The sequence below is a fragment of the Plantactinospora sp. BC1 genome (assembly GCF_003030345.1).
GTDB lineage: Bacteria > Actinomycetota > Actinomycetes > Mycobacteriales > Micromonosporaceae > Plantactinospora.
In genome coordinates, this window is record NZ_CP028158.1 from 3,608,094 (window position 1) to 3,631,520 (window position 23,427).

Below are 23,427 nucleotides of genomic sequence, written 5' to 3' on the forward strand. Positions count from 1 at the left end.
CGGCCCCTCAGGTTCCGCCGCCGCCACCGCCGGCACCTCCGCCCGAACCGCCGCCGATCCCGCCCTCGCCACCGCCGATCGGCCGCAACCCCCGGTCCGGATCGTGGCCGGCGGCCGGCGCGGCACCCCGGGGCTCCTCCCCCGCCGGCTCGCTGTCCGGGGTGTCGGTGCCGGACGGGCCGGGGTGCGACCGGTCGGGGTCGGTCGGGCGGGGCGCCGGCGGCGGACCGGGTGCCGTACGCACCTGGTAGCCGGCGGCGGTCGCCGAGTGCCGCTGTACGGCGTACCGGAGCCAACTGTCCACCACCGTGATCCAGTCGAGTTCCGCCGCACCCTGGTGCGCCACCCGGAACCGGCTGAAGCTGAGGTGCCCGGCACCGGCCAGCGCCACCCGGCGGTCCAGGGCGAAGAGCACCTCCACCCGGTACTGGTCGGTGAAGAACGAGACCTCCAGCTCGCTGAACGGGCCGCCGTAGAGCGGTGCCGCCCAGTACGCGATCTTCTGGTGGAACGGCAGCCGCTGGTCGATCCCCGGCAGCCGCTCGGCGAGCAGCCCCACCTGGCGCAGTGCGAAGCCCAGCTCGGCCAGGGCGGAGAGCACGCCGGCCTGGGCGGGGAGCGGGTGCACGTACACCGGACGCAGGTCGCCCCGGTCGAGCAGCGCGCTGACCGCGACCTCGGCCCGCAGCCCCATCCGCAGGTTGAGCAGGCAGTGCCCGCCGACCACCGTCACCGGGGTCTCCCAGGGCACCGGCACGGCGAAGTCGAGGACCCGGCGCTCCCCCTCGGCCAGCACGAACGCCCCGGCGGCGGCCACCCGGTGGAACTCCACCGGCTGGTACTCCAGCTCCCCGCCGGCCGGCTCCACCCGGGTGACCAGGCCGAGCGTCACGCCGTCGACCGTCACCGGCGACCGGCCGGCGGTGAGGATGACCCGGCCGGGCAGCGACAGGCCCGGCCGGGTACTCGGATTGGCCAGCGTGGTCCGCACGGTCAGACCCGAACCCGGCAGGAGTCCCCCGAAGCCCACCGTCGCCCCCTCCCGTGCCCGCCCCGGCCGGGCCCCCACCCGGCCGCTCCGCCACGCCCGCCCCGCAATTGGCTCGGGGCGGGCACGGCGGACGTTCAGCGCAGCCGGCGGCCCCGCGGGATCGGGTCGGTCTCGTCGTCGAACTCCCCGATGACCTCTTCCAGCAGGTCCTCCAGCGCCACGAAACCGACCGGCCGACCGGCACCGGCCCCGTTGCTGACCATGGCCAACTGCGCCTGCTCGGCCCGCATCGCCGCCACCGCCTCGGTGACCGTCGCGGTCGCCTCCAGGGTGAACGGGCTCGTCATCAGCTCCCGGGCCGTCGCCGGCCGCCCGGCGGTGGTGGCCCGGACCGCCTCCCGGACGTGCACCAGCCCGGCCACCTCACCCGGCGCGTCGAAGACGGCCAGCCGGGACCGGCCGCTGGACCGGCACACCTCCTCGATCCGCTCCGCGGAGTCGTCGGGGCGTACCGAGACGATCGTCTCGACCGGCTCCATCACCTGGGCGACGGTGGTGCCCTGGAGTTCGAGCATGCTGGTCAGCATCTCGTGCTGGTCGGCGGCGAGCAGGCCGTGCTCGCGGGACTGCTGCAACAGCATCCGCAGCTCCTCCGGCCCGTGCGCCACCGCCAACTGCTCCTCCGGGCGTACCTTGACCAGCCGCAGCGTCACGTTGGCCAGCCCGTTCAGTGCGGAGAGCACCGGCCGGGCCACCCGGGCGAACGCCCGGAACGGCAGCGCGAGCAGCAGGGCCGACCGCTCCGGGTCGGTGATCGCCCACGACTTCGGGGCCATCTCGCCGACCACCAGGTGCAGGAAGGTGACCAGGGCGAGCGCGAAGACCAGCGCGATCACGTGGCTGGCCGTGTCGGGCAGGCCGACCGTGTGCAGCAGGGGGCTGAGCAGGGACTCGATCGCCGGTTCGGCGAGCGCGCCCAGCCCCAGGGTGCAGACGGTGATGCCGAACTGCGCACCGGCCAGCATCAGGGTCAGCTCGCGTACCCCGTCCAGCGCCGCCCGGGCGGCCCGGCCACCGGAGGCGGCGGCCTGCTCCAGCCGGTAGCGCTTCGCCGCCAGCAGGGCGAACTCGGCGGCCACGAAGAAGGCGTTCAGCGCGAGCAGCAGCAGCGAGACCAGCAACGCCCATGTCGTACTCATGAAGCGCGCTCCGCCCCGCTCTGCGGCACCAGTACCCGGAGCCGGACCGAGTCGGCGACGTGCCGGTCGACCGCGAGCACCTCGACGTGGGCCCGGGGCCGCATCGCCTCCGGCTCGGGTTCGCCCTCGGCGGAGAGCCTGATCTCCAGCCGGTCACCGACCTCGGGTATCCGGCCCAGCTCCCGCATCACCAGCCCGGAGAGGGTGTCGTATTCGGGTGCCTCGGGCAGGGTGATCCCGGTGCTGTCGGCGACCTCGTCGATCCGCCAGCGGGCCGGCACCACCCAGGAGCCGTCGGCCTGCCGGACCGGGGCCCGCTCGGGCGGGTCGTCCTCGTCCCGGATCGGCCCGACCAGCTCCTCGGCGATGTCCTCCAGGGTGATCACCCCGGCGAACCCGCCGTACTCGTCGACCACGCAGGCGAGTTGGCGGTGCCCGGCCCGGAGCCGGTCCAGCACCGTCGGCAGCGGCAGCGTCGCCGGCACCAGCAACGGGGGTACGGCGACCGCCTCGACCGGGGTACTGGCGCGCTTCGCCGGCGGCACCCCGAGTACGTCGGCGATGCCGACCACCCCGACGACGTCGTCCACGCCCTCGGAGCCGCGGACCGGGAAGCGCGAGTGCCCGGTGTCGAGCAGCTCGACCAGCCGGCTGAGCGGCTCGTCGGGCCGTACGGTGTAGACGTCGACCCGGGGCACCATCGCCTCGGCGGCGGTGAGCTGCCGGAAGTCGAGTCCCCGGTCGAGCAGGGTGGACATCTCGGCGTCGAGGTGCCCCTCCTCGCGCGACTCGGCGATGATCTGTTCCAGGTCCTCCGGCGTCGCCCCGCTGGGCAGTTCCTCCACCGGTTCGATGCCGACCCGACGCAGCAGCCGGGTGGCGGCGGCGTCGAAGAGCCGGATCACCGGCCCGGCGACGGCCAGGTAGATCAGGGTGGAGCGGCTGAGGGCCCGGGCCAGCCCCTCCGCCCGGACGATGGCGAGGTTCTTCGGGGCGAGTTCGCCGAAGACCATCTGGATGACGGTGGCGATCACCAGGGAGAGCGCGACCGCGAGCGGCGTGCTGACCGCCGCCGAGACGCCGGCCACACCGAGCAGGTCGGCCAGGCCGTCGCCGAGGTACGGCTCGGCGACGTAACCGACGAGCAGGGCGGTGACGGTGATCCCGAGCTGGGCTCCGGAGAGCATGAAGGAGAGTCGTCCGGTGACCGTCAGGGCGCGTTGCGCGGCGACGTCGCCGTCCTCGGCGAGCTGGCGCAGTTTGCCCCGGTCTACGGCGACATAACCGAATTCCTGGGCGACGAAGTATCCCGTCGCCACAGTGAGCAGGATGATCAGGAGGAGACCGATCGCGATCAACACAGGGTGCTCAGCGCTCCCTGTCGTCGCGGCTGGTGCGGGAGATGCCGGGTCCGACCCGGCTGGCTACAGCTGCCCTCCTGGACAGTTGAGTCGATCACCAGGCCATCCTACCGAGCCCCGCTGAGCACTGCCTGGACAACCACCACCGGTCCCGACCAGCCGTTTCCCGGACCGTCGACCGGGTAGAGACGCCTGTCCCGATCCGTCCCGCCCGGTACCGGACCGTGCGGTTGGCGCCCCGGGCGGACACCCCGGAGGGAGGTCGCGGTGGGACGGGAGTGGCGGAACTGGTCGGGAAGCCTCCGGTTCACCCCGCGCGAGTACGCCAGGCCGGACGGCGAGGACGCCGTACGGGCCCTGGTCGAACGGGCCCGGCAGACCTCGACCACGCTCCGGCCGGTCGGCTCCGGCCACTCGTCCAGTCCGCTGGTCCGCACCGACGACGTACTCGTCAGCCTGGCCGGGCTACCCCGGGCCGTGCGCCGGCACGACGACCCGCACCTGGCGACCGTCGGCGCCGGGGTGCCGCTGGGTGAGCTGGGCGAGGCGCTCTACGAGGCCGGGCTCGCCATGGACAACCTCGGTGACGTCGACGTGCAGTCGATCGCCGGCGCCACCGCCACCGGCACGCACGGCACCGGCCTCGAATTCGGCAACCTCTCCACCCAGGTCGCCGGGGTCCGGCTGGTGACCGGCACCGGCGAGGTGCTGGAGATCTCCGCGGAGCACAACGGCGACCTGCTGCCGGCGGCGCGACTCTCCCTCGGCGTGCTCGGCGTGGTGACCACGCTGACGCTGCGGCTCACCCCCACCTACCACCTGCGGCGGCGCAACTGGTGCTCGTCGATCGCCTGGACCCTCGACCACCTGCACCAGTTGCAGCGGCAGAACCGGAACATGGACTTCTACTGGTATCCGCGCACCGACACCACCCAGATCCGCACCCTCAACCGGCGCGGCGAGGAGCCGGAACTCGGCCCGGTCGGCGAGCCCCGGATCACCGAGTCCGGTCCGAGCCACCGGACCATCCCCCGGCACCGCGAGCTGCGGTTCGAGGAGATCGAGTACGCCATACCGTCGGAGGCCTTCCACGCCTGCTTCACCGAGATCCGGCGCCGGATCCTCGACCGGCACCGGACCGGGGTGGCCTGGCGGGTGCTGGTGCGTACCGTCGCCGCCGACGACATCTGGCTCAGCCCCGCGTACGGCCGGGCCACCACGACCATCGCCTGCCTACAGAACAACTCCCTGCCGCACGACGAGTACTTCGCCGACGTCGAGGCGGTGTTCCGGCAGCACGACGGCCGCCCGCACTGGGGCAAGAAGCACTCGCTGGCCGCCCCGCACCTGCGCGCCGTCTATCCACAGTGGGACAGGTTCCAGGACCTGCGCCGCCGGCTCGACCCGGACGAGGTGTTCCTCACCCCGGACCTCGCCCGGCTGTTGAGGGACGGCTGATGGCCGGGCTCGGCGGGCGGGTCTGGGTGGTCCCCGGCGGCCGGATCCCGTTCCCCAGCAACGGCGAGGAACCGGAGTTCACCAGCTTCGACCAGCTCTCGGTGCTGAACACCGGTGACGAGCCGGCCGATCTGGAGATCACCGTCTACTACGAGGACCGGGAGCCGGTCGGGCCGTACCCGGTCGAGGTCGGCGCCCGCCGGATCCGGCACGTACGCCTCAACGACCTGATCGACCCCGAGGCGATCGTGCTGGGCCGGCGGTTCGGCTGCGTCGTCCGGTCACCGGTCCCGGTCGTGGTGCAGTTCCTCCGCCAGGACACCCGGCTGCCCGGCACCGTCGGGTTGACCGGCACGATGGCGTTCCCCGCCGACTCCTGACCGCATGCTTGCCGGAGACGTGTCGACGGTCGCAGTCCGGCCCGGCAACGGCAGGCTCCGGCGGTCAACGCCGGGTACGGGTCCGATCCGGTCCCCGGGGCGGCAACGGCCGTACGTCCGCACCCACGCCATGATCCAGCGATCCCGGGCGGCCCGCCCGGCGCTGGTGCACCAGCCGGGTCAGGTAGAGCAACGCGCCGGCCAGGATGCCCATGTCGTCGAGGTAGATCGGATCGGGCAGCAGGTCGACCGGCAGCACCGTGTAGATCAACGCGCCGTAGAACGCCACCTTGCCGCCGGCACCCAACTCGCCGAGCAGCTTGCGGGTGCGCAGCACCCGGAGCGCGAGCACGACGGCTCCGGCCAGTGTGGCGACGGCGACGATGCCACCCAGCACGAGGATCACGGTCCACGTCTCCCGGGACATGCCGCAACGGTAACCCGGCAGGCCCGGACCCGCCCGGTGACGCCGCGCCACGCCACGCCGGGAGCCGCACGCGGCGTGGCGTCCGTCGACGATCGGCGACCAGCCACCGGCGACTGGCGGGGCGGCCGGCGGCCGACGGTGTCGAGAGTCGCCCGGCGGCTCCGTCCCAGGAGTCGATGCGGCCGGCGTGGCCGTACCCGCCCAGAAGGAGACCCCGGCATGACGATCCACCGGATGGACAACGTCCTCATCGTTGTCGACGACCTCGACGCCGTCATCTCGTTCTTCGTCGAACTCGGCATGGAACTGGAGGGCAGGGGGCCGATCGAGGGCCGCTGGGTGGAGCGGGTGATCGGGATCGACGACGTCCGGCAGGACGTCGCGATGCTGCGCGTCCCAAACGGGCACGGCCGGGTCGAACTGGCGAGGTTCCACACGCCGAGGGCGATCCGCACCGAGCCGACGGACGCCCCGGCGAACACCCTGGGAATTCGCCGGATCATGTTCGCCGTCGACGACGTCGAGGACGTCGTCGCCCGGCTGCGTGCGCACGGTGCCGAACTCGTCGGCGAGCTGGCGCAGTACGAGCAGAGCTACCGGCTCTGCTACGTCCGCGGCCCCGAGGGCATCGTCGTCGGCCTCGCCCAACAGCTCGACTGAGACCCGCCGAGGAAGCCGTGCGGCCGACCGGGCCGGCGCGCCGGTCGTCGAGGGTCGACGGTCGGTCCCTCGCCGGGGTCGCTCAGTCGGCACGGCCGGAGCCGACGCCGTCCTGGTCGGCGAGTTCGTCGACGTCAAGGGACTCCCGGTGGACCCGCCCGGTGCGGTACGCCGCCCGGCCGATCATCTGCGCCGCGAGCGGGGCGGTGGTGAGCTGGAAACCGCCGATCAGCACCAGCGTGGCCAGGTCGGCGCCGTTGCGCAGGCTGACCGCCTGCGCCAGCAGGATCAGCAGTACGCCGAGCACCTGCGGCTTGGTCGCCGAGTGCATCCGGCTGAGCACGTCCGGGAAGCGGATCAGCCCGATCCCGGCGACCAGGCTCAGCAGTCCCCCGGCGACCAGGAAGATCCCGACCAGGACGTCGAGGACGACCTCGCCACTCACGCCTCCTCCCCGGCGGCGAACCGCACCAGGGCCACCGAGCCGACGAAGCCCAGCATGCTCAGCGCGATCAGGATCGGCAGCGTGGTGGCGTGCCGGTTGACGGCCGCCTCGGCGCCGAGCGCACCGATGATGATCGAGATCAGTACCTCGGCGGCGACCACCCGGTCCAGCAGCGCCGGGCCGCGTACGACGCGGACCAGGGCCAGCCCGGCCGCGGTCGAGAGCAGGACGGCGACGACAACGACTGCGACGATCACGGTGGTCCTCCCGGTTCGGCGTTTCCGCTGCTCGACGAGAGCAGTCGCAGCTCCGTTCCGGAGCCGACGGCGCGGACGAGGCGGGCCTCCAGGCCCAGGATGCGTTCCCGGCTCCGGGCCAGGTCCTCGGCACCGCGTACGTCCAGTACGTGCACGTAGAGCGTCCCGGTCTCCCGGTCGGCCTCCACGATCAGCGTGCCGGGGACCAGCGACAGCACCTCGGCGGTCAGCGCCAGGTTCAAATCGGTACGCACCCGCAGCCGGATGGCGATGATGGCGTTCCGGGGCCGTCCGGGGCGCAGCGCGACCCAGCCGACCTGCACGCTGGCGACCACGAGTTCGACGACGAAGCGCCCGACGAACTCAGCCAGCGCCAGCGGCCGGAGCCGCCCCCCGAAGGTCACCCGGGGCAGCGGCAGGAAGACCAGGATCACCACAGCCGCCAGCACCCCGCTGAGCAGGTTGCCGACGCTGAACTCGCCCCAGAGCAGGCTCCAGACCGTGACCAGCCAACCGACCGTGATCAGGTGGTCCCGCCAGCGCCGCCGGTCCGGAAGCCGGCGCCGCAGCGCCCGCCAGCGGTCCGGGTACCCGAGTCGGCGCCGCAGCCCCGACCAGCCCGGCACGACCCGACGGGCCGGGACCGGGCCGGACGGCCGGGCGTCGCCGGTCACGGCGGGCCGCCGGGGAAGACCGCGCGCACGTACGGGACACGTTCCCGCAGGTCGTCGGCGGCCTCGGCGCTGACCTCGAAGAGCGGGCCGGCGGCCACGGTCAGCCCCACCCCGAGCAGCACCAGGACGGTGGTGGCGCCCACCATCAGCCGGGGCAGCCGGGTCGGCTCCTCGGGATCGGCCAGCCGGGGCGCCCGCCAGAACGCCAGGCTCCACACCTTCGTCGTCGCGTAGAGGGTGAGCAGGCTGGTCAGGGTGCCGGCGGCCACCAGCAGCCAGGGCAGCACCCCGCCGGCCGACACCCCGGCCTGGAAGAGCCCCAGCTTGCCGAGGAACCCGGAGAACGGCGGGATGCCGGCGAGGTTCAGCGCCGGCAGCAGGAACAGCCCGCCGAGCAGCGGCGCGACCCGGGCCAGCCCGCCGATCCGGTCCAGGTTGGTGCTGCCGGCCCGCCGCTCGACGAGCCCGGCCGCCAGGAAGAGCGTGGTCTGCACGGTGATGTGGTGCACCACGTAGAAGATCGCGGCGGCCAGCCCGGGCCCCGAGGTGAGCGCCACCCCGAAGAGCAGGTATCCGATGTGGCTGACCAGGGTGAACGACAGCAGCCGCTTGATGTCGGACTGCGCGACCGCGCCCAGGATGCCGACCAGCATGGTCAGCAGGGCCAGCACCAGCAGCAGGTCGGCGGCGCGGCCGTCGGGGAAGAGCAGCGTCTCGGTCCGGATGATCGCGTAGATGCCGACCTTGGTGAGCAGGCCGGCGAAGACGGCGGTGACCGGGGCCGGTGCGGTCGGGTAGCTGTCCGGCAGCCAGGCCGCCAGCGGGAAGACCGCCGCCTTGATGGCGAAGGCGAGCAGCAGTACGCCGTGCAGCGCCAGCCGCAGGTCGGCCGAGAGCGCGTCGAGCCGGCCCACCAGCTGGGCGAGGTTCAGGGTGCCGGTGGAGGCGTACACCAGGCCGATCGCGGTGAGGAAGATCAGCGACGACACCAGGCCGACCACCACGTAGGTGGCGCCGGCCCGGATGCGTTCCTCGGTGCCGCCGAGGGTGAGCAGCACGTAGCTGGCCGACAGCAGGATCTCGAAGCCGACGAAGAGGCTGAACAGGTCGCCGGCGAGGAAGGCGTTCGTCACCCCGGCCGTCATCACCAGATAGGTGGGGTGGTAGATGACCACCGGGGCGTGCGCGCCGGGATCCGCCCGGCCCTCCCCGATCGAGTAGAGCAGCACGCAGAGCGTCACCGCCGCCGACACCACCAGCATCAGCGCGGCCAACTGGTCGGCGACCAAGACGATGCCGAGCGGGGCGGACCAGCCGCCGATGTGCACCACCAGCGGGCCGTGCCAGTGCGCACGCCAGAGCAGCAGGACCGCGACCGCCAGGGTGATCACCAGGGTGGTGACGCTGATCGCCCGCTGCGCGATCGGCCGGCGGGCCAGCACCAGGGTCAGCGCGGCGCCGAGCAGCGGTACGACCACCGGCAGCGGTACCAGGTGGGTCATGCCCGGTCCGCCCCGTCGTCGAGCCGGCGCGGCGGCGGCTCGGGATCGACCTGCTCCGGATCGGTACCCGTCGTCCCGCCGGCCGGGTGCCACGGTCCCTCGCCGACGTTGTCGTCCGGGCCGGCGAGTTCGCCTCGCTCGGCACGGCGCACGATCCGGCGGTCCTCCGGGTCGTCGCGTACCTCGTCGTGCCCGGTCAACTGCCAGCTCCGGTACGCCATCGCCATCAGGAACGCGGTCAGGCCCAGCGTGATCACGATGGCGGTCAGCACCATCGCCTGGGCCAGCGGGTCGCTCATCTCCGCCTCCGGCGTGACCCCCAGGATCGGCGCCTCACCGGACCGGCCGCCGAGCAGGAGCAGCAGGTTGGTGCCGTTGGTGAGCAGGATGGCGCCGATCAGCACCTGGCTGAGGCTCCGCTCCAGGAGCAGGATGACCCCGCTGCCGAAGAGCACCCCGACGACCAGCGCCAGTACCAGGTTCGAGGTCATCGCGGGCCGTCCGTACCCGTCGCCCGCCGCCCCGCGCCCGCCGGCCGGTCCGTACCCGCCGGCCGGTCCGGTCCCGCCGGCCGGTCCGTACGCAGTCCGGTGCCCGACTCGTCCTCCACCTCGATCTGCCGGTCCACCTCGGCGCCGAGGCTGCGCAGGATGTCCAGCACCAGGCCGACCACGACCAGGTAGACGCCGATGTCGAAGAAGATCGAGGTGACCAGGTGCAGGTCGCCGACGAGCGGCAACTCCGGTTCCAGCAGCGTGCTGCGCAGCACCTCCCCACCCGTGGTCATCGCGAGCAGGCCCGTGCCGACCGAGACGAAGAGGCCGACCCCGAGGACGACTCCGGCGTCGACCGGGGCCGCCTGGTCGAGCTCGTGCCGGCCCCCGGCGAGGTAGCGGACCGCGAGAGCCAGCCCGGCCACCAGGCCACCGGCGAAGCCGCCGCCGGGGGCGTTGTGGCCGGAGAAGAGGAGGAAGAGCGAGAAGAGCACCACCGTGTGGAAGATCAGCCGGACGACCACCTCGAAGACGATCGAGCGGCGCCGGGTCCGCAGCGTCGGCCCGGCCCGCAGCCAGACCCGCTCGGCTCCGGACGGCGGCGCGATGTCGTCCCGCCGGGGCCGGTCCGGGCCGCGTCGCCGCTGGAAGATCAGGCTCGCCACCCCGGTCGCCGCCACCACGAGTACGGCGATCTCGCCCATGGTGTCCCAGGCGCGGATGTCGACCAGGGTCACGTTGACGACGTTGCGGCCGTACCCGAAGGAGAGGGCCGGCCCGGGATACTCGGCGGCGATCGGCGGCGCCCGCCGTGCCCCGGTCGCGGCCACCGCCATCGCGGTGACCACGGCCCCGACCGCCGCCCCGAGGGCGAGCCGGGTCCACCGGCTGCGGCGCAGCGGTCGCACCGAGAACCGGGCCGGCAGCCGGCGCAGCACCAACACGAAGATCACGATGGTGACGGTCTCCGCCAGGAACTGCGCCAGCCCCAGGTCGGGGGCACCGTGCAGCACGAAGAGCATCGCGGTGCAGTAACCGGTGACGCCGGACAGGATCACCGCGGTGAGCCGGCGGCGGGCCCGGACGGTGAGCACCGCGACGACCCCGAGCACCACCCCGACGACGGCCTGGAGCGGGTTGGCCGAGGCCCCGATCCGGTCCGGCCACGGACGGCGCAGCAGCGCGCCGCCCAGCACGATGACCAGGGCGAGCAGGATCACCCCGAGGTACTGCGGCAGCGAACCCCGCTGCGTCGCACCGGTGAGCAGCACGGCGAACCGGTCGAGGCCCCGGCTCAGCACCTGGTAGGCGGTGTCCCCGTCGAACGGGGACCGCAGCCGGGCCTGCACCGCGCCCACCCGGGCACCCAGCGCGAAGAGCAGCACGCCGCTGACCAGCACCAGCAGCGACAGGCCCATGGCGAGCCCCGGCGGCGGTACGAAGGTGAGCGGATGCTTGATCGACCCGAACAGCCGGGGATAACCGGCGAGCATCTCGCCGACCGGCCCGGCCAGCAGCCCCAGCACCAGCCCGGCGACCGCGAGCAGCGCCGCCGGGGCGAGCATGACGGTCTCGACCGGTCGGGTCGGCGTCGACTCCCCGGCGGAGCGGCCGGCGAACGCCCCCCAGACGAACCGGGCGCTGTACGCGGTGGTCAGGACGCTGCCGAGCATCAGCGCGGCGAGCGGTACCGGGTCGCCGGTGAACGCCACCAGCACCGTCTCCTTGGCGACGAACCCCATCAGCGGCGGTATCCCGGCCATCGAGGCGGCACCGAGTACGGCGGTCGCGCAGACCAGCGGCATCCGCCGCCACAGCCCGGAGAGCACGGTCAGGTCCCGGGTTCCGGCCCGCCGGTCGACGATCCCGACCACCAGGAACAGGGCCGCCTTGAACAGGGCGTGCCCGAGCAGCATCGCGACGGCGGCGAGCGCGGCGTCCGGGGTGCCGGCACCGGCGAGTACGACCATCAGCCCGAGCTGGCTGACCGTGCCGTACGCCAGCAGCAGTTTCAGGTCCACCTGCCGCAGCGCGGCCCAGCCGCCGGCCAGCATGGTGACGATCCCGGCCACGTAGATCACCGGACGCCACGGGCCGACCTGCGCGTACGCGGGGGCGAGCAGCGCCACCAGGTAGACGCCGGCCTTCACCATCGCGGCGGCGTGCAGGTAGGCGCTGACCGGGGTCGGTGCGGCCATCGCGGCCGGCAGCCAGAAGCTGGCCGGGAAGATCGCCGACTTGCTCAGCGCACCGACCAGGATCAGCACCACCGCGATCCCGAGGTACCCGCCGGGCGGCGGCGGCCGGGCGGCGATCTCCGACCACCGGTACGTCCCGGCGTGCTGGCCGAGCATCACGAAGCCGACCAGCATGACCAGGCCGCCCAGGGTGGTCACCAGCAGCGCCTGGTTCGCCGCCCGCCGGCTGGCCTGCTGCTCGGGGTGGTGCGCGATCAGCAGGTAGGAGAAGACGCTGGTCAGTTCCCAGCAGACGTAGAGCAGCAGCAGGTCGTCGGCGACCACCACCCCGAGCATGGCTCCGGCGAAGCCGACGAAGACGGCGGCGAACCGGCCGAGCCCGGGCTCGTCGGCGTCGAAGTAGCGGACGCAGTAGACCAGTACCAGCGCGCCGATCCCGCCGACCAGCAGCATCAGCAGCCAAGACAGGGTGGTGACCCGCAGCGCCAGCTGGAGACCGAGTTCCGGCACCCACGGGTACGCCTCGACGACGGCCCCGCCGTCCCGGACCGTGTCGGCGTACCCGAGCGCCCAGCCGAACGCGCTGGCCGGGGCGATCGCCAGCGGCAGGAAGGCCCACCGCCCCCACCGGCGTACCAACGCGGGCGCCAGCGCCGCAGCCACCAGGTGCAGCGCCAGCAGCATCAGCATGCGTACTCCAGGTGGGTGTCGGCACGGTCCGGCGGCGAGGACGCGGACTCAGACAGATCACACGCCAGAGTCCGGCTCGACGCGCGGAATTGCCCGAAACCACCCGAGTGAGGCGGGGTTCGGCGATCATGCGAGGCGGCCGGCCGACGCGGTGGTCGGAACGGGCGGGCGGGGCTGCCGGGCGGGCGGCGGGGCCGGGCGAGTCGCGGCTACCGCTGCGTTGCCCTTACCGGGCGGGTGGGGTCGGTGGGATCCGGGGTGTCAGCCGACGGTGCACGGCGAGTCGACGCCCTTCGCCGGGGCCGGATCGAGCAGGGTCGGTCCGGTGTTCCGGGCGAGCAGGGCGCGGGCGGCGGTCTCGTCCGGCGCGTCCGGTGTGGAGGGCACCACCAGGTCGGGCCGGCCGAGTTGCCGGACCACCTGGTTGATCACCTGCTGGGCGGCGGCGAGGGAGCGCCGGGGCAGCACCCGGCCGTGTGCCTCGCGGCGCAGCACCAGGGCGTGCACCGCGGCCCGGACCCGGGCCCGGTCCGCCGCGCTGGCGGTGGCGGTGGCGGCGACCAACTGGCGCAGACAGTCCACCAGCCGCTCGGCGAGTTCGAGGTCGGCGCCGCGCAGACCGGCCCGCGCCACGGTCAGGTAGGTCTCGACCCGGCGGGTCAACACGTCCGTGGCGGCGGGGACGTCGCGCGGATCGCCGGTCATCCGTACCCCCTTGGCGCCGAGCTTGGGTTTCGGAGAAGTTACTGTAGGTCGCACATCATTCGCAAGCAGTTAAGTGAGACTTAGCCCTCATCTCAGGCGAAAACAACGATCAACCGGGCATGCGGACAACCGTTCCGGTGAACCTGTCGGACCGACCGGGCACGATGGGTCGGTGAGCGATGTGCTGGCGACCTTCGGCGCGGCGACCCGGGAGTGGTTCGACGCCGCCTTCGCCGCACCCACCGACGCCCAGGCCGGGGCGTGGCGGGCGGTCGGCGCCGGCCACAACGCCCTGGTGGTCGCCCCCACCGGCTCCGGCAAGACCCTGGCCGCGTTCCTCTGGTCGCTGGACCGGCTGACCCGCGAGCCGGCTCCGGACGATCCCCGACAGCGCTGCCGGGTGCTCTACGTCAGCCCGCTCAAGGCGCTCGCCGTCGACGTCGAACGCAACCTGCGCACCCCGCTCACCGGCATCCGGCAGGCGGCGGCCCGGCTGGGCCTGCCGCCACCCGAGATCACCGTCGGGATGCGGACCGGCGACACCCCGGCCGACGAGCGGCGGGCTTTCGCGCGTACCCCGCCGGACATCCTGATCACCACGCCGGAGTCGCTCTTCCTGCTGCTCACCTCCGCCGCCCGGGACTCGCTGCGCGGCGTGCAGACCGTGATCGTGGACGAGGTGCACGCCGTCGCCGGCACCAAGCGCGGTGCCCACCTGGCGCTCTCCCTGGAGCGGCTCGACGCGCTGCTGCCCGCCCCCGCGCAGCGGATCGGGCTCTCCGCGACCGTACGCCCGATCGACGCCACCGCGCGGTTCCTCGGCGGCGCCCGGCCGGTCACCGTGGTGCAGCCGGAGACCGCCAAGACCATCGAGGTCAGCGTGCAGGTGCCGGTCGAGGACATGACCCGGCTGGACGAGCAGGAGGCGCCGGAGGACGAGTTCGGCACCCCGCGCCGGGCGTCGATCTGGCCGGCGGTCGAGGAACGGGTCTACGACCTGGTCCGGTCGCACCGGTCGACCATCGTCTTCACCAACTCGCGGCGCGGCGCCGAGCGGCTCTGCGCCCGCCTCAACGAACTCGCCGCCGACGAGGCCGAACTGGCCGCCGACGGAGCCAAGCTCACCGCGGACGGAGCCGGGTCGGCCGTCGATCGGGCCGGGCGGTCCGGTGCCGACCGGCCGGGGACGCCGCCCCGGCTGCCGGCCGAGATCATGGCCCAGTCCGGTGCGGCGACCGGGGCGGCGCCGGTGATCGCCCGGGCACACCACGGCAGCGTCTCCCGGGAGGAGCGCCGGCACATCGAGGAGGCGCTCAAGTCCGGCCAGTTGCCGGCGGTGGTCGCCACCTCCAGCCTGGAACTCGGCATCGACATGGGCGCCGTCGACCTGGTGGTGCAGATCGAGGCCCCGCCGAGCGTCGCCGCCGGCCTGCAACGGGTCGGCCGGGCCGGGCACCAGGTCGGCGCGGTCTCCCGGGGCGTGGTCTTCCCCAAGCACCGGGGCGACCTGCTCTCCTGCGCGGTGGTGGCGGAACGGATGACCGACGGCGCCATCGAGGAGCTGCACTATCCGCGCAACCCGCTGGACGTGCTCGCCCAGCAGATCGTCGCGATGGTCGCCCTCGACGAGTGGCGGGTCGCCGACCTCACCGCCCTGATCCGTCGCGCCGCACCCTTCGCCGAGCTGCCCGACTCGGCCCTGCACGCCGTACTCGACATGCTCTCCGGGCGCTATCCGTCCACCGCCTTCGCCGAACTGCGCCCCCGGCTGGTCTGGGACCGCGCCGCCGACCTGCTCAGCGGCCGTCCCGGGGCGCAGCGGCTCGCGGTGACCAGCGGCGGCACCATCCCCGACCGGGGGCTCTTCGGCGTCTTCCTGGCCGGCGCCGAGCGGGCCGCCCGGGTGGGTGAGCTGGACGAGGAGATGGTCTACGAGTCCCGGGTCGGCGACGTCTTCCTGCTCGGCTCGTCGTCCTGGCGGATCGAGGACATCACCCCGGACCGGGTGCTGGTCTCGCCCGCCCCCGGGCAGGCGGCCCGGATGCCGTTCTGGAAGGGCGACCAGCTCGGCCGCCCGGTCGAGCTGGGCCGGGCGCTCGGCAACCGGCTGCGCGGCCTGGTCCGGGCCGACGACGAGGCGGCCCGGACCGCGCTGCGCTCCGGCGGGCTGGACGACTGGGCCGCCGGCAACCTGGTGGCGTACCTGCGCGAGCAGCAGGCCGCGACCCGTTCCGTACCGGACGACCGGACGGTTCTCGTGGAGCGCTTCCGCGACGAGCTGGGCGACTGGCGGCTGGCCGTGCACTGTGTGCTCGGCGCCCGGGTCAACGGCCCGTGGGCGCTGGCCATCGCCCGCCGGCTCACCGAACGCTACGGCGTCGACGCCCAGGTGGTTCCCTCCGACGACGGGATCGTCGTCCGGCTGCCCGACACCGCCGACGACCCGCCCGGTGCCGAGCTGGTCGCCTTCGACCCGGACGAGATCGCCGCCCTGGTGGAGGAGTCGGTCGGCGGGTCCGCCCTCTTCGCCGCCCGGTTCCGGGAGTGTGCCGCCCGCGCCCTGCTGCTGCCCCGCCGCGATCCGCGCCGCCGCCAGCCGCTCTGGCAGCAGCGCCAGCGCGCCGCCCAACTGCTCGACGTCGCCCGGGAGTACGCCGACTTCCCGATCACCCTGGAGGCGGCCCGGGAGTGCCTCCAGGACGTCTTCGACCTGCCCGGTTTGGTGGCGCTGATGCGGGAGGTGGCCACCCGCAAGGTACGGCTGGTCGAGGTGGAGACGCCCCGGCCGTCGCCGTTCGCCCGCTCGCTGCTCTTCGGCTATGTCGGCGCCTTCCTCTACGAGGGCGACGCCCCGCTGGCCGAACGGCGGGCCGCCGCGCTGGCGCTCGACTCGGCGCTGCTCGGCGAACTGCTCGGCCGGGTCGACCTGCGGGAGCTGCTCGACCCGACGGTGGTGGCCGAGACCGAACGGCAGTTGCGCTGGCTGACCGAGCAGCGCCGCCCCCGGGACGCCGAGGACGCGGTCGAGCTGCTCCGGCTGCTCGGTGACCTCTCCGACGCCGAGCTGGCCGAGCGCGGGGTCGCGCCGGAGTGGCTGACCGGGTTGGCGCAGGCGCGGCGGATCCTCCGGGTCCGGGTCGCCGGGCAGGAGCGCTGGATCGGCGTCGAGGACGCCGGTCGCTACCGGGACGCGCTCGGGGTTGCGCTGCCGGTCGGGGTGGCGCAGGCGTACCTCGAACCGGTGGCCGACCCGCTCGGCGATCTCGTCGCGCGCTACGCCCGGACGCACGGACCCTTCGCCGCGGGCACCTGCGCGGCCCGGTTCGGGCTCGGGGTCTTCGTGGTGGAGCAGACGCTGCGCCGGCTCGGTGCCGACGGGCGGGTCGTCTCCGGCGAGTTCTCGCCGACCGGCGCCGGGCCGGAGTGGTGCGACGCCGAGGTGCTGCGCCTGCTGCGCCGTCGTTCCCTGGCCGCGTTGCGCCGGGAGATCGAGCCGGTGCCGGCCCGGACGCTGGCCACCTTTCTGCCGCGCTGGCAGCAGGTCGGCGCGGCGGCCCGGGGTGTCGAGGCGGTCGCCGCCGTGGTGGAACAGTTGCAGGGGACGGCCGTGCCGGCGTCCGCGCTGGAGAGCCTGGTCCTGCCCGCCCGGGTCGCCGACTACGCCCCCGCCTATCTCGACGAGCTCTGCGCCAGCGGCGAGGTGCTCTGGGCCGGCTCCGGAGCGATCGGCCGGGGCGACGGCTGGGTGACCCTGGCGTACGCGGACAGCGCCGCCCTGCTGCTGCCACCGCCGGACGAGGCGCTGGCGCTGACCCCGCTGCACGAGGCGGTGCTGAGCGCGCTCGGCGAGGGGCAGGCGCTGTTCTTCCGCTCGCTGGCCGAGCGGGTCGCCGTCGACGAGCGGGTCGCCGGGTCCGCTGCCGGGCCGGTCGACGACGCGACGCTGGTCGGGGTGGTGTGGGAGCTGGTCTGGGCCGGCTGGCTGACCAACGACACCCTCGCACCGCTGCGCGCCGTACTCGGTGGCGGGGGTGCGCACCGGCCGCGTACCGGTGCGCCCCGGACCCGCTACCGGCGGCCGGGCCGCCCGGCGCTGCCGGCCCGGGGTGGGCCGCCGACGGTCGCCGGGCGCTGGTCCCGGCTCCCGGGGCGGGACGTCGACCCGACCCGTCGCGCCGCCGCCCTCGCCGACGTGCTGCTGGAGCGGCACGGGGTGGTGACCCGGGGAGCGGTGGTCGCCGAGGGGGTGGCCGGCGGCTTCGCCGCGGTCTATCCGGTGCTCGCCGCGCTGGAGGAGCGCGGGGCGGCCCGCCGTGGCTACTTCGTCGAGGGGCTGGGTGCGGCACAGTTCGCGGTCCCCGGTGCGGTGGACCGGCTGCGGGCGCTCGCCGAGCCGGAGGAGTTGCGCCGTCGGACCGGCGGGGCCCGGGTGCTGGCCGCTACCGACCCGGCGAACCCGTACGGGGCGGCGCTGCCCTGGCCGGCCCGGGTGGTCGACTCCGGCGACGGCACGGTCGAACCCGACCGCGGTTCCGGAGGCCCGGCGAGCGGCGGTTCGGCGACCGGCGGCCCGCCAGGCGGCGGTTCGCCGACCGGGCATCGGGCCGGGCGTAAGGCGGGTGCCCTGGTGGTGCTGGTCGACGGCGCGCTGGTGCTCTACGTCGAGCGCGGCGGCCGGACGCTGCTCTCGTTCAGCGACGACTCCGAGGCACTGGCCGCCGCCGCCCAGGCGCTCGGCGCGGCGGTCGGCTCCGGCGCGCTCGGCGCCCTGGCGGTGGAACGCGCGGACGGCGCCTCGGTGCACGCCTCGCCACTGCGTGACGCGCTCACCGCCGCCGGCTTCCGGACCACACCGCGCGGGCTGCGGCTGCGCGGCTGACCAGCAGTTGCCGACCCGAACGTAGTCGCCCCACCCGCTGACAATCTCCGGAGGTTAGGCTAACCTAACGGCACGCCGCTCGCCGTACCTGTCGGCGTCGTGTACCGAGAGGTTGGCCAGATGACCGAGCTTTCCACCGCCCCGTCGCTCGTCGCCCCGTGGCGGCTCTTTCCGGCCGAGGTCGTCCGGCTGCACCGGCTGAGCCCGTCCTTCCTCCGGGTGACCTTCACCGGCGACGACTTCGACACCTTCGCCGACCCCGGCTACGACCAGCGGATCAAACTCGTCTTCCCGGTACCCGAGCACGGCTTCCGCCACCTGCCGCAGGGCACCGACTGGTACCAGCGCTGGCGGGCCCTCCCCACCGAACTGCGCAACCCGTTCCGCACCTACACCACCCGGGCCGTACGCCGGGAGGCCCGCGAGGTCGACGTCGACATCGTGCTGCACCCCGACGGCGGCCCGTACGGCGCACACGGGCCGGCGGCCCGCTGGGCGTTCGACGCCGCGCCGGGCGACCGGATCGTCATCATGGGGCCGGACCACGGCTATCTCGGCGACCACGGCGGTCGGGAGTTCCAGCCCGCGCTCGCCTCCCGCACCCTGCTGCTGGTCGGGGACGAGACGGCGGTACCGGCGATCGCCGCGATCGTCGAACGGCTGCCCGCGCACAGCCGGGGCGAGGTACTGCTGGAGGTGCCGGAGCCGGCGGACGTGCTCGACCTGCCGGCCCCGCCGCTGGTGACGGTGAGCTGGCTGCCCCGCTCGGGCGCGGCGCACGGCAGCCTGCTGGTCCCGGCGGTCCGGGCCGCCGCCGAACGGCTCCTCCCGACGGACCGGCCGGCCCCGCGCGACGCGTCGGACGAGGCCGTCGACGACGAACTCTGGGAGGTACCGGTCGGCCTGTCGGACGGCGGGCACTACGCCTGGCTGGCCGGCGAGTCGGGGGTGATCCGGACGCTGCGCCGGTACCTCGTCTCGGAGCGCGGTCTCGACCGCGAGTCGGTGGCCTTCATGGGCTACTGGCGACTCGGCAAGGCCGACGACGCCGCCTGACCACGGTCCCTGGCTCCCCGGCCCGGCGCCGGGCGCCGGCTCAGAGCCGGGGCGCCACCTCGGCGGCGATCAGGTCGAGGTGGTCCAGGTCGGCGATGTCGAGCACCTGGAGGAAGATCCGGCTGGCGCCGTGCTCGGCGTACGCCCGGATCTGCTCGACGACCTGCTCCGGTGTGCCGGCGACGCCGTACGAGGTGCGCATCTCGTCCGGGTCGCGGCCGATCGCCTCGGCCCGGCGGCGCACCTCGGCGTCCGACCGGCCACAGAGCACGGCGAGCGCGGCGGAGAGCACCAGCGGGGCCCGCCCGGACTCCGTCCGGCCGGTCCGCTCGGCGGCCTCGGCCACCGCCGCGTAGCTGCGGGCCACCTCGTCGGCCGAGCTGAACGGCACGTTGAACTCGTCGGCGAACCGGGCGGCCAGCATCGGGGTACGCCGCAGCCCCTTGCCACCGACGATCACCGGTACCCCCGGCGACTGCACCGGCTTCGGCAGCGCGGGCGAGCCCACCAGCCGGTAGTACTTCCCGGAGTAGTCGAAGGTGTCGCCGACCGGGGTGCCCCAGAGCCCGGTGACCACCTCCAGTTGCTCGGTGAGCCGGTCGAACCGCTCGGCGGGCGAGGGGAACGGGATGCCGTACGCCTGGTGTTCCTCCTCGAACCAGCCGGTGCCGAGACCCAGCTCGACCCGGCCACCGCTCATCTCGTCCACCTGCGCGACGCCGATCGCCAGCGGCCCCGGCAGCCGGAACGTCGCCGAGGTGACCAGCGTGCCGAGCCGGATCCGCGAGGTCTGCACCGCCAGGGCGGCCAGGGTCAGCCAGGCGTCGGTCGGCCCGGGCAGCCCGCTGCCGCCCATCGTCACGTAGTGGTCGGAGCGGAAGAAGCCGTCGAATCCACACTCCTCGGTGTGCCGGGCGATCCGGAGCAGATCCCGGTATTTCGCCCCCTGCTGGGGTTCGGTGAAGATACAGAGGCGCATACGGTCACCTTGCCAGGTGCCCGGGGAGGAGCGGACAGGTGTCGCAACTGCGGGTACGCCCAGCCGGGCCGGCCGACCGGGCCACCATCGACGCGCTGCACGACCGGGAGTGGGGCGGGCCGTACGTGATCGGCCACGACGTCCGCTACGACCTGCGCGAGCTGCCCACCCTGGTCGCGGTCGACGGCGCGGGCGGGGTCTGCGGGGCCCTGGCCTGGCACCTGGACGACGCCGGGCTGGAGGTGGTCAGCGTCGTGGCCGACAAGCCCGGCAGCGGGGTCGGCACCGCGCTGCTGGCTGGGGCGGCGGAGACCGCCCGGGCGCAGGGGGCGGACCGGCTCTGGCTGATCACCAGCAACGACAACCTCCGGGCGCTCCGCTTCTATCAGCGGCGCGGCCTGCGGATCGTCGCCGTCGACCCGGGCGCGGTCGACCGGGCCCGGCTGCGCAAGCCGAGCATCCCGACGATCGGCGCCGACGGCATCCCGCTGCACGACGAGCTGCGCCTCGAACTCCGGCTGCTCCCGGCCGGATCCGACGCACCGGCCTGAGTTCCGCCTCGGCCGTCGGGGCCGGCCGGGCTAGTCTTCCGGCTGTGCCCGGTTACGCATGGCTCAGCCTGACCACCGACTACGGCCTCTCCGACGGGTTCGTGGCGGCCTGTCACGGGGTGGTCGCCCGGATCGCGCCGACCGTCCGGGTGATCGACGTCAGCCATCTGATCCCGGCCGGCGACGTCGCCCGCGGCGCCACCGTACTGGCCCAGACCGTGGGGCACCTGCCGCCGGCCGTACACGTGGCGGTGGTCGATCCGGGCGTCGGGACCGCGCGGCGCGGCGTCGCACTGGGTACCCCCGGCGGTCTGCTGGTCGGCCCGGACAACGGGCTGCTCCCCCGGGCCGCGGCCGTGCTCGGCGGGATCACCGAGGCGGTGGAGCTGACCAGCGCGGAGTGGTTCCCCGACCCGTCCCGCACCTTCCACGGCCGGGACATCTTCGCCCCGGCCGCCGCCCGGTTCGCGCTCGGCGCACCGCTGACCGACGCCGGCCCCGCCGTCGACCCGGCGACCCTGGTGCGGTTGGCCGAACCGGTGCTGGTGGAGGGGGACGGCTGGCTGGAGGCCGAGGTGCTCGCCGTCGACCACTTCGGCAACGTCCAGCTCGCCGCCCCCGGCTCGGCACTGCGCCGGTTCGGTCCGGTTGTCCGGATCGGCGCGCGGCGGGCGGTCCGGGGTGCCACCTTCGGCGACGCCCCGGCCGGCGAACCCGTCGTCTATCCGGACTCGGCCGGCCACCTCGCGGTCGCGGTCAACGGCGGCCGCGCCGACGACCTCCTCGGCGTCGCCCCGGGTGACGTGCTGCGGCTCGGCTGAAGGGGCGCGCGGACCGGCGTACCGGGCTCCGATCCGCGCCGGGACGGACCCGTGGCGTCGGCAAAACTGTCTACTGTGCCCGTGCCGGGCGGCTGTGAAATGCTTACCCGTGTGGGGAAACACACGATCGATGTCGCCGCCTGCCCATGCTGCGCGCACCGGACCGGCGGCGGCACCTGCCCGGTCTGCTTCTGGACCGACGACGGTTCCACCGACCAGAATGCCGGCACCGCCCGGGGCGGCCCCAACGGTGACCTGAGCCTGTCAGACGCCCGGCTCAACTACGCCATCTACGGCGCGAGCCACCCGCGTTACCAGGACGCGGTCCGCCAGCCCCGCCCCGAGGAGTTGCCCTGACCCCGGGTGGGCGGCGGTAGCACCCGGGCCACGCCCGCGCCGCCGTCCACCCGAGGGCGATCCGCGACCATCGGCCCCGCAGAGCCACCCCCAGCGCAGGCGCCGCCGCCCAGCCTCGGCGGTCCCGGACGACCCCGCGACGGCACGACCGGCGGCGACCCGGGCGTGACCGACCAGCCCACACCCGGCGGCGGCTCGGCCGGTACGCGTCCGCGCAGGTCACGACCGCCTGCCCGATCGGCGCCCACCCGACGGCGGCCGTACGGCTGAGGGAGGATGGAGGGGTGCCCGAAGGCGACACCGTGTGGAACACCGCCCGTGCGCTGCACCGTGCCCTGGCCGGCGACCGGCTGACCGCCACCGACTTCCGGGTGCCCCGACTGGCCACCACCGACCTGACCGGCGCGACCGTGCTGGAGTCCGCCGCCCGGGGCAAGCACCTGCTGCTGCGCCTGCGTACCCCGGACGACGAGGCGCAGCTCACCCTCCACTCGCACCTGCGGATGGACGGAGCCTGGCGGACGTACGCCCCGGGGGAGCGCTGGGCGGCCCGCCCCGCGCACACCATCCGGGTGGTGCTGCGTACCGCCGCCTCGGTGGCGGTCGGCTACCACCTGCACGATCTCGCCCTGGTTCCCACCGCCGAGGAGCGGTCGCTGGTCGGGCACCTCGGGCCCGACCTGCTCGGCCCGGACTGGGACCCGGCCGAGGCGGTACGCCGGCTCGCCGCCCAGCCCGGCCGGAGCATCGCCGAGGCGCTGCTCGACCAGACCAACCTGGCCGGGATCGGCAACCTCTACAAGTCCGAGCTGCTCTTTCTGCGCGGCGTGTCGCCGTGGACGCCGGTCCGGGAGGTTCCGGACCTGCCCGGCATGGTGGCCCTGGCGCACCGGCTGCTGATGGCGAACCGGGGACGGTGGACGCAGAGCACGACCGGGTCGCTGCACCGGGGCCGGACCAGTTACGTCTACGGCCGCCGGGCCGAACCGTGCCGCCGCTGCGGCTCGACGATCCGGAAGCGGGAGCAGGACGACCGGGTCACCTACTGGTGCCCGGCCTGCCAACCGGAGCCGGGGCGCCGCCCCGGGCGCCCCGCGCACTGAGGACCGCCGGCACACCGGCCACCGCAGCCGACCACGGCAACCGGGCGCCGCAGGAGGAGCCTGTCGCCCGGCCCGCCGACCGGCGGCTCGACCGCCCGCCACGTACCGAGGGTCACCCCAGAACCCGGCGCGGTCGGATGTGCCAATCCGAAGTCGAGACGCTTTCACCAGCCTGGCGACCGTATCCAACACTGGCGGTAAGCGGTTGACTGCTTACGGATCGTCAGCAGCTCACCGGGC

The 23,427-nt window shown here is 74.3% G+C and carries 20 protein-coding genes and 1 pseudogene; 9 read left to right on the forward strand and 12 right to left on the reverse strand.

Annotated features, from left to right (window positions below; all coding sequences use genetic code 11):
• Window positions 1-7 precede the first annotated feature (7 nt).
• From C6361_RS15560 to C6361_RS15570, 3 genes are all read right to left on the reverse strand, one after another.
• Entirely contained in the window at window positions 8-1,030 is a 1,023-nt protein-coding gene (locus tag C6361_RS15560) for a sporulation protein (protein WP_107268167.1), read from the reverse strand.
• Window positions 1,031-1,125: 95 nt separating this feature from the next.
• Window positions 1,126-2,190 carry a hemolysin family protein gene (locus C6361_RS15565; RefSeq protein ID WP_107268168.1) on the reverse strand — a complete coding sequence of 355 codons (1,065 nt, stop codon included), beginning with the start codon at window positions 2,188-2,190 and terminating at the stop codon, window positions 1,126-1,128.
• Window positions 2,187-3,551 carry a hemolysin family protein gene (locus C6361_RS15570; RefSeq protein ID WP_107268169.1) on the reverse strand — a complete coding sequence of 455 codons (1,365 nt, stop codon included), beginning with the start codon at window positions 3,549-3,551 and terminating at the stop codon, window positions 2,187-2,189. Before C6361_RS15570 ends, C6361_RS15565 begins: the two co-directional genes overlap by 4 nt.
• A gap of 267 nt (window positions 3,552-3,818) precedes the next feature.
• Between C6361_RS15570 and C6361_RS15575 the strand changes: the two genes are divergently transcribed.
• Window positions 3,819-5,009 (forward strand): D-arabinono-1,4-lactone oxidase, encoded by a 1,191-nt coding sequence (locus tag C6361_RS15575; protein ID WP_107268170.1) that lies wholly within the window; start codon window positions 3,819-3,821, stop codon window positions 5,007-5,009.
• Complete coding sequence (locus C6361_RS15580; RefSeq protein WP_199853362.1) at window positions 5,009-5,389, forward strand: sensory rhodopsin transducer; 381 nt, start codon at window positions 5,009-5,011, stop codon at window positions 5,387-5,389. Before C6361_RS15575 ends, C6361_RS15580 begins: the two co-directional genes overlap by 1 nt.
• A gap of 64 nt (window positions 5,390-5,453) precedes the next feature.
• Here the strand turns inward: C6361_RS15580 and C6361_RS15585 are convergent, their stop codons facing one another.
• Entirely contained in the window at window positions 5,454-5,816 is a 363-nt protein-coding gene (locus tag C6361_RS15585; RefSeq protein WP_234359514.1) for a YkvA family protein, read from the reverse strand.
• 219 nt (window positions 5,817-6,035) lie between these two features.
• Here C6361_RS15585 and C6361_RS15590 point away from each other — a divergent pair, with 219 nt between their 5' ends.
• Window positions 6,036-6,476, forward strand: a complete 441-nt coding sequence (locus C6361_RS15590; protein WP_107268171.1) for a VOC family protein — start codon at window positions 6,036-6,038, stop codon at window positions 6,474-6,476.
• A gap of 82 nt (window positions 6,477-6,558) precedes the next feature.
• Here the strand turns inward: C6361_RS15590 and mnhG are convergent, their stop codons facing one another.
• The 7 genes and pseudogenes from mnhG to C6361_RS15625 form a co-directional block, all read right to left on the reverse strand.
• Window positions 6,559-6,921 (reverse strand): monovalent cation/H(+) antiporter subunit G, encoded by a 363-nt coding sequence (gene mnhG / locus C6361_RS15595; protein WP_107258579.1) that lies wholly within the window; start codon window positions 6,919-6,921, stop codon window positions 6,559-6,561.
• The gene (locus C6361_RS15600; protein ID WP_107258578.1) at window positions 6,918-7,178 is read right to left on the reverse strand and encodes a monovalent cation/H+ antiporter complex subunit F; all 261 of its coding nucleotides are present in this window, start codon (window positions 7,176-7,178) and stop codon (window positions 6,918-6,920) included. The genes mnhG and C6361_RS15600 overlap by 4 nt, the downstream gene beginning before the upstream one ends.
• On the reverse strand, window positions 7,175-7,852 hold the full coding sequence (locus tag C6361_RS15605) for a Na+/H+ antiporter subunit E (protein ID WP_369931394.1): 678 nt from the start codon (window positions 7,850-7,852) through the stop codon (window positions 7,175-7,177). The genes C6361_RS15600 and C6361_RS15605 overlap by 4 nt, the downstream gene beginning before the upstream one ends.
• Window positions 7,849-9,354, reverse strand: a complete 1,506-nt coding sequence (locus C6361_RS15610) for a Na+/H+ antiporter subunit D (RefSeq protein WP_107268172.1) — start codon at window positions 9,352-9,354, stop codon at window positions 7,849-7,851. The genes C6361_RS15605 and C6361_RS15610 overlap by 4 nt, the downstream gene beginning before the upstream one ends.
• Entirely contained in the window at window positions 9,351-9,845 is a 495-nt protein-coding gene (locus C6361_RS15615) for a Na(+)/H(+) antiporter subunit C (RefSeq protein ID WP_107268173.1), read from the reverse strand. The genes C6361_RS15610 and C6361_RS15615 overlap by 4 nt, the downstream gene beginning before the upstream one ends.
• Window positions 9,842-12,736 carry a Na+/H+ antiporter subunit A gene (locus C6361_RS15620; RefSeq protein WP_107268174.1) on the reverse strand — a complete coding sequence of 965 codons (2,895 nt, stop codon included), beginning with the start codon at window positions 12,734-12,736 and terminating at the stop codon, window positions 9,842-9,844. Before C6361_RS15620 ends, C6361_RS15615 begins: the two co-directional genes overlap by 4 nt.
• A 369-nt stretch (window positions 12,737-13,105) precedes the next feature.
• Window positions 13,106-13,441: pseudogene (locus tag C6361_RS15625) on the reverse strand (hypothetical protein); the annotation flags it as partial.
• 172 nt (window positions 13,442-13,613) lie between these two features.
• On the opposite strand from C6361_RS15625, the gene C6361_RS15630 reads away from it, so the two are divergent.
• Window positions 13,614-18,320 carry an ATP-dependent helicase gene (locus C6361_RS15630; RefSeq protein WP_369931395.1) on the forward strand — a complete coding sequence of 1,569 codons (4,707 nt, stop codon included), beginning with the start codon at window positions 13,614-13,616 and terminating at the stop codon, window positions 18,318-18,320.
• Between the two features lie 120 nt (window positions 18,321-18,440).
• Window positions 18,441-19,376, forward strand: coding sequence for a siderophore-interacting protein (locus C6361_RS15635; RefSeq protein ID WP_107268176.1), 936 nt, complete (start codon window positions 18,441-18,443; stop codon window positions 19,374-19,376).
• A 40-nt stretch (window positions 19,377-19,416) separates the two neighbouring features.
• Here the strand turns inward: C6361_RS15635 and C6361_RS15640 are convergent, their stop codons facing one another.
• Entirely contained in the window at window positions 19,417-20,355 is a 939-nt protein-coding gene (locus C6361_RS15640; RefSeq protein ID WP_107268177.1) for an LLM class F420-dependent oxidoreductase, read from the reverse strand.
• Window positions 20,356-20,393: 38 nt separating this feature from the next.
• Between C6361_RS15640 and C6361_RS15645 the strand changes: the two genes are divergently transcribed.
• From C6361_RS15645 to C6361_RS15660, 4 genes are all read left to right on the forward strand, one after another.
• Window positions 20,394-20,906, forward strand: coding sequence for an N-acetyltransferase (locus C6361_RS15645; RefSeq protein ID WP_107258571.1), 513 nt, complete (start codon window positions 20,394-20,396; stop codon window positions 20,904-20,906).
• Window positions 20,907-20,950: 44 nt separating this feature from the next.
• On the forward strand, window positions 20,951-21,727 hold the full coding sequence (locus C6361_RS15650) for an S-adenosyl-l-methionine hydroxide adenosyltransferase family protein (protein ID WP_107258570.1): 777 nt from the start codon (window positions 20,951-20,953) through the stop codon (window positions 21,725-21,727).
• 111 nt (window positions 21,728-21,838) lie between these two features.
• Complete coding sequence (locus tag C6361_RS15655; protein WP_234359515.1) at window positions 21,839-22,084, forward strand: CPCC family cysteine-rich protein; 246 nt, start codon at window positions 21,839-21,841, stop codon at window positions 22,082-22,084.
• A gap of 284 nt (window positions 22,085-22,368) precedes the next feature.
• A complete protein-coding gene (locus C6361_RS15660) occupies window positions 22,369-23,187 on the forward strand; it encodes a DNA-formamidopyrimidine glycosylase family protein (protein ID WP_107268178.1) in 819 nt (272 codons plus the stop codon).
• The last annotated feature ends 240 nt before the right edge of the window (window positions 23,188-23,427 follow it).

What these genes read in the sequence shown, in the direction of transcription:
- C6361_RS15585 (WP_234359514.1), bottom strand. Translation starts at nt 5,816, where the DNA reads ATGTCCCGGGAGACGTGGACCGTGATCCTCGTGCTGGGTGGCATCGTC.
- C6361_RS15580 (WP_199853362.1), top strand. Translation starts at nt 5,009, where the DNA reads ATGGCCGGGCTCGGCGGGCGGGTCTGGGTGGTCCCCGGCGGCCGGATC.
- C6361_RS15615 (WP_107268173.1), bottom strand. Translation starts at nt 9,845, where the DNA reads ATGACCTCGAACCTGGTACTGGCGCTGGTCGTCGGGGTGCTCTTCGGC.
- C6361_RS15635 (WP_107268176.1), top strand. Translation starts at nt 18,441, where the DNA reads ATGACCGAGCTTTCCACCGCCCCGTCGCTCGTCGCCCCGTGGCGGCTC.
- C6361_RS15620 (WP_107268174.1), bottom strand. Translation starts at nt 12,736, where the DNA reads ATGCTGATGCTGCTGGCGCTGCACCTGGTGGCTGCGGCGCTGGCGCCC.
- C6361_RS15565 (WP_107268168.1), bottom strand. Translation starts at nt 2,190, where the DNA reads ATGAGTACGACATGGGCGTTGCTGGTCTCGCTGCTGCTGCTCGCGCTG.
- C6361_RS15590 (WP_107268171.1), top strand. Translation starts at nt 6,036, where the DNA reads ATGACGATCCACCGGATGGACAACGTCCTCATCGTTGTCGACGACCTC.
- C6361_RS15640 (WP_107268177.1), bottom strand. Translation starts at nt 20,355, where the DNA reads ATGCGCCTCTGTATCTTCACCGAACCCCAGCAGGGGGCGAAATACCGG.
- C6361_RS15610 (WP_107268172.1), bottom strand. Translation starts at nt 9,354, where the DNA reads ATGACCCACCTGGTACCGCTGCCGGTGGTCGTACCGCTGCTCGGCGCC.